Genomic DNA, 11942 nt, shown 5'->3' on the forward strand with positions numbered 1-11942 from the left:
TTTGCCATAGGAACGCAGAAGTCTCTCTGGGGATCATCACAGAGAGACTTCTTTTGTTTGGTGTAAGGTAATTTTAAAAGTAACCCTGGCTTTATTCAGCAGGGAAGAGTCAGAGATGCCTTAGGGCACTAGAAAGAGGTGGTAAACAGGTGAAAAGAAAGAAGTTCACCCGCAAAACCCGTAATCTGGCCTTAATGGTGGCAGTTGCGCTTAGTTGCAGCGTTGCTCCCTGGGGCTCGGCCCTGGCTGCCGACCAGGCAGAAGCGGCTGAGCAGTTTGCAATTTCTATCAGCGGCGGCAAGGAACAGACTGACCCTGCGCTGCCGTATTTTCAAAACCGGAGTCTAATGACAACCGTTGCGGCGGTAAGCAGTGACAGCCCGGGCTTTGTCCTCATGGACAAAAATTCGGCAGACATCACCGTTGATAAATATACCGGCACTGCCGGCGTATATGTTTACACGCACGATAGTGCCAACCCAGCCACTATATATGGCGGCAAACTTACCATTGTTTCGGCGGGGAAAGACGCAGCCGGTCAACAGGCTTTTGTTACGCTGCGCACCGACAGCAGCGGCATTAATTTTGGCGATAAAACTACGGTTAGTGCAGTCTTGAATGCCTTAGCGCAAAAACTGACCTATAAGAACTATGTGAAAGTGAATGGCAACGAAAGGAATCTGACTGGTGCTGTTGAGATTGCCGAAGGCCTGACCCAGGCGTCTCTCACTATGCGCAAGGGGACCCTGAGTTTTGAAACTGCTACCGGTGTGGGCAGAGTCGCAGGTACGCCTATCGGGTATAACAATTTTACCACCGTCCTCACCGGTGACGAACAAAAAGATACCCAATATAAATTGTATATCAAAAAGAATCCGGATAGTACCACGGATTTCCGGCAAGTTGAATATGTTGTAGAAGGCTACACCACGATCGCGCCTGCTGTGACCAGTACGGCAGCCGGCGGCAATTTTGCCGCCATTATGCCGGCGGCCGGTAAGGAGTTCTTTGTTAATTCCGGCAGTTCCGGCAATACCCTGCTTACCCTGGATCTGACCGGTATTAAAACCAACGGCGGCAAAGTGTACGGCATCTATAATAATCAGGCTGCAGGCACGGATGTATATTGCTATGGCGGTCTGAACATCGTCGGCACCACTGACGGTACATATGCCGGCGGGGTCTTTGCCGGCAATGCCAATGGGCAGGGCGCCAGCACCGTAAATTTAAATGTTACCACCCTGAATGTCAATGGTACAGGCAGTGATTTTGCCGGCATTAAGGCGATTAAGAACGGGGTAATTAACAGCGCCGCTATCCTGAATATCGTCACAGACGGTGGCTATGGCGTTGTCGCTGAAAACGGCGGCGTGGTCAATCTTAATCTGTCACAGAGGGCCGACAGTGCCATCAATGCGAACGGAAAAGTGGCGCTGTATGCCAAAGACGGCGGTAAAATTACCTTTACCGGCGCCGGGCTAATCAACGGGGACGCGGTGGCGGAAGGCGACGGCAGCAGCATTGACATTACGCTGGGCTATGGCGCGTATCCCGGAACCTGGAACGGCAACGCCATCGGCCATGTGAATGTGGATCTTGTCAAACCGGCGCAAGCCTGGCAAGGCCGGTTTGACAGCGACGGCACGTTAAGCGTTGCCAGCGGCAGCTGGGATGGCAATATTGTCAGGGACGGAGCAAGCCTGGTGCTGCTGGACAAAGTAAAATGGACCGGCGCCATGCAAGCGGCCGGCAAGCTTACCCTGAGCGGGCGTTCCAACTGGGTGAATACCGGCGATAAGGAGGCAACGCTCAAAAGCTTTACCGGCGCTACTATCGACGGGCTGAAGGGCAGCATTACCAGTGGCGCCGCTGATCTGACCATCGACAAGTACAGCGGCATGGCGGCCGTGTACTATACCCATGACGCCGCCAATCCCACCAACATCCAGGGCGGCAGGGTAACCATCAAAGCGGCTGACAAAGATGCCGCCATTACCCTGCGGACCGACAGTGCCGGGATTGACCTTGCCAATGACGCCGTTGTGAAAAACGTGTTGAACAGCCTGGCGCAAAAGCTGACCTACAGCGCCTATATAACCGGCGAAACCAATCTGGCCGGCTATGCGGAGATCGCCGAAGGCCTGACGGCCGGCGCTCTTTCCTATAGAGTCAGCGAAATTACCTTCAATAAAGCCACCGGCGCCGGCGGCGTAACTAATGCCGGGCTTGCACCGTTTAACGCCGTTATTACCGGTGACAGCGTCAAGGATAAAGCATTCGTAGACCGCGGCGTTTTGAGCGTGAGCGGCAATACCTCCACCTACAACTTTACGCAGGACACCATTATCAACAACTCGGTTGACATCGAAGGCGCCACCCCCGATCCGGGCAATATGAAATACGCGGTTGCAGTCACTCCGGATGCCACAAAAGATATTGTGCTGAATATGAACGGCCATAACCTGACCATTAAAAACAATATCGGGCAAGGGAAGATGGCCCAGTCCACCTCGGCCGTCCTCTATGCGTTGAACAGCGATACCTCGATCACCATCAACAACCCCGGTGCTATTGATCTGAGTACCTATTCCCAGTCCTATTACGCCGGCGGGATTGCCGCTGGCAAGCAAAACATTACGGATAACTATCCGTGTGAAGTGACCATCAATAATGATAACAGCTGGGACCATGCCGTTCGCATCAGGGGCGTGATGGGCATGGGCGGCGTAGGCTCCGGCAGTATCTTCAATATCAACTGGACTGCAATGAAAGCCTTTCAGCATGGCCATATTGTCATTAAAGGCCTGGTCGATCTCGAATCCTACGGCGCCTGGTGCCTGAGCGCCATTGGCAACGACGGCTATATCAACCTTGGCGGCGGCCGGATCGTATCCCGGAATTATCCTTCGATTGATGCTTACGGCGACGGTACCGTCAATATCAATGTCAGCGGCAGCGGCGATACACTGGCAGCCGGCAGCAACGACGTCATAATCGAAGGCAACCTGAAAGCAACCGGACAGTGGGTAGGCGCCGGCTCGCCCGGTCATATCAATGTGGCCCTGACCAACAGCAAATCCTATCTGGCCGGCCTGGCGGACAACACCGCTGCTGGCGGCACCATCAACCTGTTTCTGCAGAACGGGGCCACCTGGATCAATCGGGACGGCGGTTTCAGCTATGGTGCCGGCGTTTCCCTGGGTAATGATGCCGAAAGCCGTGTGACCAATTTCTACGGCGGGAACAGCGAAGCCGGCCGCGGCCTGATTGCTCAGAAGCAAACCGGTACGCTTACCATTGACAACTACCAGGGCCATGCGCTGGCCTACTATGAACATGATGCCACCGACCCGGCGAAAATCCTCGGGGGCTATCTGGAAATTACTTCGGCCGTAAAAACCGGCAATGACAATGCGGTCATCACCCTGCGTACCGATAACAGCGGCATCAATGTTGAGGATAAGGCCCTGGTAACCAAAGTCCTGGATAATTTGGCCAGTCGACTCAGCTACACCAATTATATGACCGGAGAACGCAGCCTGACCGGTTATGCGGAAATTGCCGAAGGTCTGACTTCATCAAAAATCTTTCAGCAGCAGTCCATCATTTTTGATGAAAACACCGGTGTTGGCAGAGTATCCGCCAATCCTCTGGGGCAAATGGAAACAAGCTTTGATGTGTCGATTACCGGTGATTTGGATAAGGCCTATAGAAAGGCCGGTACCCTTATTGACGGCAAATATGTGTTTGATAAAGCTACCGTCATTAAGTTAGGCGCAAAGTCTACCAGTGATGCTTTCAATATGATTGCTGTTCAAACCTATACGTCAACAGCGCAAGGGCCTTATAAGCAAGTAAATATTGAGGCTAAAAACGGCCTGCGGATCGATGGTACCCCAATCACTAATCTTGGTACCAAGGCCGGCATCTACAGCGGCAACGGCACAGAACTTACCATCGACGGCAATGTCGACATTGATCTGATTAACGAGTCGAATTCTACCCGGATCGTGGGTATTGTGCAGGATTTGAAAGGCAATGTAGCCGGGGCACAAGCAATTGCCACTATTAATGGTAATCTGGCTATGGACATTGATTACCCGCCGGGTGTTGCCGGTTTAGCGTCAACTCCCCGGGCAGAAAAAGTTGCCGGCATCTTAAACAAAGAGGCCAACGGCAGCATTATCAATATCAACGGTCTGGTGGATTTCCATATCAACGGCACCGGTGTGATCGCCGACTGCCCGGTTGATGCCAGCGGCGTGATTAACTTAAAAGGCGGACGAATTCTTACCACCAAAAATGAGGCGGTCAACAACCATGCGCTGACAGCCTATAGCGGCGCCGTCAACCTGAATATGACAACCGGGCAGCCGCAAACCCTGGCCGCACAGGCCCTGGCTGCGGCCGCCCTGACTCCCGGCAACACCAAAGTCGAAGTCGAAGGCAACATCCTGACCATGAAAAATACCGCCACCTCGGCTACCAGCAACAATCTGCTCGACGGTACGGTTAACATGGCCCTGACCACCGGTGAATCCTACTGGAAAGGCGTTGCCGACAACGCCGGCGCCGACAAGCTGGGCACCTTCAACCTGTATTTAAAGAACGGCGCGCTATGGATTAATGATTCCCAGGGAAAAACCTATAATCAGACCAATGCGGGAGTCCTGCAGGGCGTCTTTGACAACATCAGCCATGTCACCAGCTTCACCGGCGGCGACAGCGACGCGACCCGGGGCATCATCCAGCAAAAGAGCAATACCGGCATCGCTATCGACAACTACAGCGGCAACACCATGGTCATCTACGGCCATAACAGCCAGAACCCCGCAGAAATCATTGGCGGCGGTCTCCGCATCGAAAAAGCGGCGACCGGTTCGGCCATCACGCTCATGACCGACAGCAGCGGCATCAACGTCGCCGAAGAGAATACCGTCAACGAAGTACTGAACGCCCTGGCCGGCAAACTGACCTACGACGGCTACCAGACCGCCAAAGCCAACCTGACCGGCAAAGTGGCCATCGGCGAAGGCCTGACCGCGCCCGGCATCCTGTGGAAAGTGGGCGATATCGAGTTTAACAGCGCGACCGGCAGCCTGGCGTCCGGCTCCGTAATCACCCCGGACAACCCCATCGAATACGGCCAGTATGAAACCATGGTCATGAGCGGCGCCAAATCGGCCATGGTATCGTCAGCCATGCTGTGGCGTACCGAAAACAACGACCTGCAAAAACGGCTGGGCGAACTGCGTCTGTCGCCGGAGAACGGCGGCATCTGGGCCAACGTCTACGGCGGGAAATCCAAATACGACCAGAACAACACCCGGTACAGCACCAGCTATAAAGCCGTCCAGATCGGCTATGACAAAGAAGTAAATAGTGGCTGGCGGGTAGGCGCGGCCGTAAGCCACACCGACGGCGACAGCGACTACATCCTGGGAGGCCGGGGCGACAACACGGCCACCAGCCTGTCATTATACGGCAGCTGGCAGGGAGACAAAGGCCACTACAGCGACATCGTCCTAAAAGGCGGTCAGATAAAAAATGACTTCACCGTCTATAACGAGATGGGTCATAAAGTAGAAGGCGACTACAAAACCAACGGCCTGTCCGTGAGCGCGGAATACGGGCGGCGGATCGAATACGGCAAGGGCCTGTACGTAGAACCGCAGATGCAGCTAAGCTGGGGCCGTCTGCAGGGCAAAGACTACACAGCCACCAGTGACGTAAAAGATGGGGCCGGCAACTACCGGACCATGAACATCAGCCAGGACGGCTTTACCAGCCTGGTAGGGCGGATCGGTGTAGGCGTGGGCCGTCTGACCGAGAAAAGCAGCATCTACGCCAAAGCCTTTTTGGCGCATGAATTCAGCGGGGATTTCAGCAGCCGTTTTATAGCCGAGGAAGCCAAAAAGAGCCGTGTGGACCTGGGCGGCAGCTGGGCCGTATTCCAACTGGGCGGCAGCACAAAAGTAAGCAACAACGCCTATGCATACGCCAACCTGGAAAAGAGCGTAGGCGGGGATGTGGCTACAGAATGGCGTCTTGACGCAGGCATGCGCTGGAGTTTCTAGTAAGGATCCAGAACTGTCCGTTCTTATGGGCAGTTCCGGCTAAAGCAGACTTAGCTTCAGCTGGGGTTTTAACCCCACCTGAAGTTTAGTCGCCCTTATCCGGGAACTTAGCCGCCCTTATCTCCCGCTTATAGAAGCGGGAGCCTTAGTGCGGGCTAGTTACAGGATAAAAATGTAATTTGCAGCAAATAGTTTATATTTTAAACTATTTGGGGAGGTCAGGACAATGCAGCCACAGTCGGAAAGCTGTGATTCCAGGCAGGGAAGCGCCCGTATCGGCCGGCTTATTATGCAGCTCAAGCGCCTTAACCGGCACTCGTACCAGTTTGGCGCCGCGGGCTGCTTAACGCCCAGTGAAATAAATATCATTGATGAGATTGGTGCTGACGGCCGGATTTTGATGAGTGAACTGGCGGCGCACTTGGGGGTTACTAAGGGAGCGGTAACCCAGCTCGTCTGCCGTCTGGAGGCTAAGGACTGCGTTCAGCGCACGTCGCATGCCACTGACAGCCGGGCGACGCTGGCTTCGCTGACTGAAAAGGGCAGACAGGCTTATCTGGCGCATGAACAGTTAAATCAACAATTTTATGATAAACTCAGCACCCGGCTAACGGCTCAGGAAATAGCCATTTTTGAAAAGTGCATTGATAAGATTTGTGAAGTATTAAAAGAATAGGAAAAGCAAAAAGACGGTTGAGGGGATTACACCAACAAAAAAATTTCATGACAAAGGGACTGGAAAGGCTTTCTGAAATATTGGAAGCAAATAAGAAGGAAAGTTAGAGCTATTGACTTCCCGGTGAATCCAGTATATATTTTAATTGGCAACAATTACATACCATGAGTTAGGTGCCCTACGGGGCTTAATAGGGAAGTCCGGTTAAAAGCCGGCGCGGTCCCGCCACTGTAACGGGGAGCAAGCTTAAGATATGCCACTGGGATTAATTGTCCTGGGAAGGTTTAAGCAAGCCATGATCCGGAGCCAGGAGAACTGCCTAGCTGACAGTCGCCGTTTTACCCACGAGGCATGGGGAGGGGATTACAGTTTACTGCTCTGCTGGATATTTTCCATTACAAAGGTGGCATACTGCACTACACTCCCGGTTCATACCGGGAGTTTTTATTTGTCCTGATAGAAAGTATAACTTTCGCCTGGATAAGGGCAACATCGGCTTCCGCTTTCGCCAAAGGCTCGGCACAAGCCGTGTTTTCTTTATAACGGCTGGATACACTCCGCCTGCCCTTCGGGGGACGAATTAGGTTGCCAAGAGTCTCTAGAAACGGAGGTATTAGTAATATTATGAAAGGCATTGATTACTTGCTGCCGCTGCTGGGCAGGCATCATCCCGCTACGCTCAGGCATTGTCACAGTGTGGCCATGCATATGTTCGAGTGGTCGGCCTGCATGGATTTTTCTACAACGGAAATGAATAAGGCCTTTGTCTGTGGAATGGTGCATGATATCGGCAAATACTGCCTGCCGACTGTACTGCTAAATAAAGCGGGAGCATTGTCGGAGCAGGAGCACGAGGTGTTTGAGCTTCATGCGGCATATGGCGAAACCATCCTCAAGGCCTTTGGCCTGGCGGAAATAAGCCCGTTTGTACTGTACCACCACGAACGGTATGACGGGGCCGGTTATCCGCAAGGTCTGAAAGAAGCGGCAATCCCTTTTTTAAGCAGAATGATCGCCATATGTGACGTATTTGATGAAATTACAAACCGCCAGAAGCAGCAAGATAACCTGGACGGTCAGCAGGCGCTAACGGAAATCGGGCGTCTGGCCGGGTCACAGCTTGATCCCTGGCTTTGTGAACAGTTTATAGACTACATACAAAAAGTTTCCCGCTTGTATTATGCCAAAGAGCTTAGTTGATTGATAGAAAAGTCAATAGAGAGTTTCTAAAACCTTGCCGGAATATACGATTTCCCGGTTTACAATACTTCACGGAGGCGATAATGCAACAGTCCATTACAAGCATCAACTGGCAGGATCATAAAAAATTTCTGGGTTTAGCCATACCGCTTATCATTTCTTATATTTCCACGCCGCTCCTGGGGGTGGCCGATACGGCAATCATGGGGCGCTTTCCCCAGGCCGCCTATATTGGCGGCGTTGCCGTTGCCGTGCTGATTTTTAACACATTATACTGGCTGCTGGGATTTCTGCGCGTCAGCACCTCCGGGTTCAGCGCCCAGGCATGCGGTCGCGGCGACAAGCAGGCCATTACGCTGGCGCTTGTCAGACCAATGCTTATTGCCCTGTTGCTTGGCGTGCTGCTGGTACTATTGCAGTGGCCGATCAAAACCGTGGCGTTTGCCCTGCTGTCCCCCGGTGAAACCGTGGGCGCTCTGGCCGGCGCCTACTACGATATCAGGATCTGGGGAGCGCCGTTTGTGCTGGCCAATTATGTAATGAACGGCTGGCTGCTGGGCATGGCCAAAGTCAAGCTTTCCCTCTTTCTGCAGGTGCTGATGAACGTGTTGAATATCCTGCTGGCGCTGCTGCTGGTTATCGGCTTCGGCCTGGATGCCGACGGCGTGGCGGCGGCGACTCTGCTGGCGGAAATGGCAACCGCCTGTATCGGCTTTGTGCTGATACGCAACCTGCATGTGGTCAGCCTGGACGGGCTTACGCCAGCGATGTTATTTGACCCGGACGCCTTCCTGACTATGATGAAAGTCAACCGGGACCTGTTCATCCGGACGGCTTGCCTGCTTACCGTATATAACCTTGTCGCCGTTTATGGCATCCGCTACGGAGACACGGTCTTAGCGGCCAATGCCGTGCTTATGCAGCTCCATTTTGTCATGGCCAACTTACTCGGCGGCATCGCCAATGCCGGCACTGTGTTTGTGGGACAGGCCATTGGCGAGAAAAACCGGCCGCTCTACCGCAAAACCATTACGCTGACGGCTTTCTGGGGCGGGCTGACGGCAGCGCTGCTGGCCCTGAGCGCCAGTTTCCTCGGGGACCCGGTCATCCGGTTGTTTACCACGATCCCGGAGGTTCGGCAGGCGGCGCAGCAGTATATGCCCTGGATCGCCGTATTTCCGCTGACCGCGTTTTGGGGACTGCAACTGTACGGCATCTTTACGGGCGCCACGACAGCCGGTCCGGTCAGAAACTCCATGCTGTACTCTCTCGCCGCCTACTTTATCTGCCTGTGGGCAGGTGTGCCCGGCCTGGGCAACCACGGCGTATGGCTGGCCTTTATTGTTTTCAGCCTGGGGCGGTCGCTGTTTTTATGGCTGTATTTGCCGGGACTGAATAAATCTGTGGACAGGCTGTCCGCCGCCGTCAAATTGTAGGCTGACAGCGACTAAAGCCTATGACTGCGCGGCATAGCCGCCACCAATTATGAACTGACAGCGCAGGCGTGCAGCGCTGAAAAAAATTCGACATATTTCCCGTTTGTTTGAACAGGATTCGCATCTGAAAGGAGCGTTGTTCGCCATGAACAAAGAAGACCTGGTTATCCGTCCTATTCGCCCGGCAGATATTAAGGCTGTGCAAAGCTTTTTACTGCGGCAGCTTAAAGAACTATTCTCCCAGGAAGGCCAGCCGGCTATGACCGAGGATGTCTGGGGGCTGGAGAAACGGTATGTAGAGCCGGCAAACTGCAATATGTGGGGAATATTCACCCCGGCAGGCGAAGTTGCCGGGACGGCCGCAATTTGTACGTACAATGACCGGATTGCCCTGCTGAAAGGCCGCTATAACCTGCCGGTAACGGCGGAAGTAGGGCGGTGCTATATTGATCAGCGCCTGCGGCGGCAGGGGCTGGGCGCTAAACTGCTGGCAGAAATGACAGCCTTTTGCCGGGAACAGGGATATGCCATCATGTACCTGCATACTCATAGATTTTTACCGGGCGGCTTCAACTTCTGGAAAAAAGAGGGCTTTGTCATAACCCTTGACGAAGGTGGCAGCGCTGAGCTTGTCCATATGGAGAAGTGGCTGTAACCAGTGCCGCAGTGCCCCGGCGGCGGGAAAGCAAAAGGCCGCCTGCATAGAGGCGGCGCGTAGTATCAAGAATCTCTTTTTCGTTCTGGGAAAATACGGTATACTAAGAGTACAGGCTGCCCGGGGTAACGGTTAGCCCCTTCCTTTTAAGGAAGGGGGGTGGTAAGATGAGTATCTATGAGGCATTGAAATTTGCGGTTGCATTTGCCGCGCTCATGGTATTGGTCACGACCAAAAAGAAATAACCGCCCCTGTGCTCAAATAGCGGCGATTATTTCTTAAATAACAACGAATTTGGGCTAACCGTTTTCCGGTTAGACAGCCTGTGGGGCTGGCGTGTTAGCGCACGTCAGTCCTTTTCTTATATTATACCCATAGACTGTAAAATATGCAACAGACCAACAGGCTTTGATGAGGAATAGTGGCTGTCATGCCGCTATTTTTTATGCGGAAAAACAGTGAAAAATGTCAAAATAAGACGAGCGAAAAAGTGTGACAAGCGGGAATATTTGTGCTACGATAATGTCAAACAAAGGAAAAATTTAATACTTTGGTGCAGGTGCCCTACGGGGCTTAATAGGGAAGTCCGGTTCAAAGCCGGCGCGGTCCCGCCACTGTAATGGGGAGCAGAGCCATGAAATACCACTGGGATACAATCCTGGGAAGGTTTGGCCGAGTGACGATCCAGAGCCAGGAGAACTGCCTGTATGACAATCACCGTTGACCTGCGAGGTATGGGGAGGGGATTCGATGCGTGTTTTCCGACGGTATCTTTGGGAATTCAAGCGGAAGCCTCCTTGTGTTGTTATCACAGGAGGCTTCTTTTTAATTTGCCGGTTGTGAGCGTACAATAGAGAACTTTTCAAGGAGAACGGATTTTTTACACCTAACTTAGTTGCGTTTCGACACAATTGTGTCAAAACGCGGTTTTAGCCGGGTGGTTGTAAATAGCGGGTACAGGTGCCTTCCATGCAAGGCTTAATAGGGAAGACCGGTTAAATGCCGGCGCGGTCCCGCCACTGTAACAGGGATTCAGTCCGACCATGTCACTGGCAGGCGATAGAGGTAGACAACCTGCCGGGAAGACCGGGCTGAGGAGGATCTGGAGCCAGGAGAACTGCCTGTACCGACAATCTTTTGATGAACTGCGGTTGACAGGGAGAAGATTGCGCGGTGGCCGTTATGTTCAGGCGCATAGCGGCAGCGCCCATGCTGTGTATTTCTTTATCGGCACAGTGCAAGCAGAGCGAAAAGGAGGGTGGGGAAGACAGCAGCCTGAGATACTGGCGCTTGGCCGGCCAAGAACAGGAAAAAAGCCAAGCGCCAGGCCGAAAGCATTACGCATAAGACAGGGAGAAGGAAGTGAGGCTCTGCTGTCCGGTTGAAGGGGTAGAGGATGAAACAGCAAAAGATTGAAACGTTAACCGGCAAATTGCTGGATTGCGGCTATCACGCCGAGCAGATCAGGCACATTGTCAGCGAAGCCCTGGAGAGCGCCGTTGCAGGCGACTCACAGGAGAATGTCATCATTGAGGCGCTCGAAGAATACCTGGCGTTTGGCGTCAAGTGTAGAATGACGGGCAAATAATTAGCGCTATATTATCGTTATATTTTTATGACAGCCGGCATAGGCTGGCAATAGGCATAACACAACCGCATAGGGTAAGGGATAGGTGCCCTTCGGGGCTTAATAGGGAAGTCTGGTGCAAAGCCAGCACGGTCCCGCCACTGTAACGGGGAGCAGTCCCGCAATACGCCACTGGAGCCTGGGCTTTGGGAAGGCGCGGCAACTGCCATGATCCGCAAGTCAGGAGAACTGCCTGTCCGGCAATCACCAATCGTACCTGCGAGAGACAGGGAGGGGATTACGCACGGCCGGGAAAGGTTCTTCCCAGGCT

The 11942-nt window shown here is 53.2% G+C and carries 7 protein-coding genes and 4 riboswitches; all 7 genes read left to right on the forward strand.

Translation table 11 applies throughout. The features are described from left to right. The first annotated feature begins 149 nt into the window (after nucleotides 1–149). Nucleotides 150–6077, forward strand: a complete 5928-nt coding sequence (locus tag SATMO3_RS05305; RefSeq protein ID WP_371378541.1) for an autotransporter outer membrane beta-barrel domain-containing protein — start codon at nucleotides 150–152, stop codon at nucleotides 6075–6077. 226 nt (nucleotides 6078–6303) lie between these two features. Beyond that, nucleotides 6304–6753, forward strand: coding sequence for a MarR family winged helix-turn-helix transcriptional regulator (locus SATMO3_RS05310; protein ID WP_371378544.1), 450 nt, complete (start codon nucleotides 6304–6306; stop codon nucleotides 6751–6753). Nucleotides 6754–6907: 154 nt separating this feature from the next. Next, nucleotides 6908–7091: riboswitch (cobalamin riboswitch) on the forward strand. A gap of 286 nt (nucleotides 7092–7377) precedes the next feature. Then, the gene (locus tag SATMO3_RS05315; protein ID WP_371378547.1) at nucleotides 7378–7953 is read left to right on the forward strand and encodes an HD-GYP domain-containing protein; all 576 of its coding nucleotides are present in this window, start codon (nucleotides 7378–7380) and stop codon (nucleotides 7951–7953) included. Between the two features lie 83 nt (nucleotides 7954–8036). Next, nucleotides 8037–9389: an MATE family efflux transporter gene (locus SATMO3_RS05320; RefSeq protein ID WP_371378549.1), complete on the forward strand. Its 1353-nt coding sequence runs from the start codon at nucleotides 8037–8039 to the stop codon at nucleotides 9387–9389. Nucleotides 9390–9534: 145 nt separating this feature from the next. Further along, nucleotides 9535–10044: an N-acetyltransferase family protein gene (locus SATMO3_RS05325; protein ID WP_371378552.1), complete on the forward strand. Its 510-nt coding sequence runs from the start codon at nucleotides 9535–9537 to the stop codon at nucleotides 10042–10044. 540 nt (nucleotides 10045–10584) lie between these two features. Further along, nucleotides 10585–10766: riboswitch (cobalamin riboswitch) on the forward strand. A 219-nt stretch (nucleotides 10767–10985) separates the two neighbouring features. After that, nucleotides 10986–11184: riboswitch (cobalamin riboswitch) on the forward strand. Nucleotides 11185–11195: 11 nt separating this feature from the next. Continuing rightward, nucleotides 11196–11429, forward strand: coding sequence for a hypothetical protein (locus tag SATMO3_RS05330; RefSeq protein WP_371378555.1), 234 nt, complete (start codon nucleotides 11196–11198; stop codon nucleotides 11427–11429). 11 nt (nucleotides 11430–11440) lie between these two features. Then, a complete protein-coding gene (locus tag SATMO3_RS05335; RefSeq protein ID WP_371378558.1) occupies nucleotides 11441–11632 on the forward strand; it encodes a hypothetical protein in 192 nt (63 codons plus the stop codon). Nucleotides 11633–11698: 66 nt separating this feature from the next. Then, a riboswitch (cobalamin riboswitch) is annotated at nucleotides 11699–11883 on the forward strand. The last annotated feature ends 59 nt before the right edge of the window (nucleotides 11884–11942 follow it).

Origin of the sequence: Sporomusa aerivorans, from assembly GCF_041428895.1 — a bacterium.
Lineage (GTDB): Bacteria > Bacillota > Negativicutes > Sporomusales > Sporomusaceae > Sporomusa > Sporomusa aerivorans.

What these genes read in the sequence shown, in the direction of transcription:
- SATMO3_RS05320 (WP_371378549.1), top strand. Translation starts at nt 8,037, where the DNA reads ATGCAACAGTCCATTACAAGCATCAACTGGCAGGATCATAAAAAATTT.
- SATMO3_RS05335 (WP_371378558.1), top strand. Translation starts at nt 11,441, where the DNA reads ATGAAACAGCAAAAGATTGAAACGTTAACCGGCAAATTGCTGGATTGC.
- SATMO3_RS05325 (WP_371378552.1), top strand. Translation starts at nt 9,535, where the DNA reads ATGAACAAAGAAGACCTGGTTATCCGTCCTATTCGCCCGGCAGATATT.
- SATMO3_RS05315 (WP_371378547.1), top strand. Translation starts at nt 7,378, where the DNA reads ATGAAAGGCATTGATTACTTGCTGCCGCTGCTGGGCAGGCATCATCCC.
- SATMO3_RS05310 (WP_371378544.1), top strand. Translation starts at nt 6,304, where the DNA reads ATGCAGCCACAGTCGGAAAGCTGTGATTCCAGGCAGGGAAGCGCCCGT.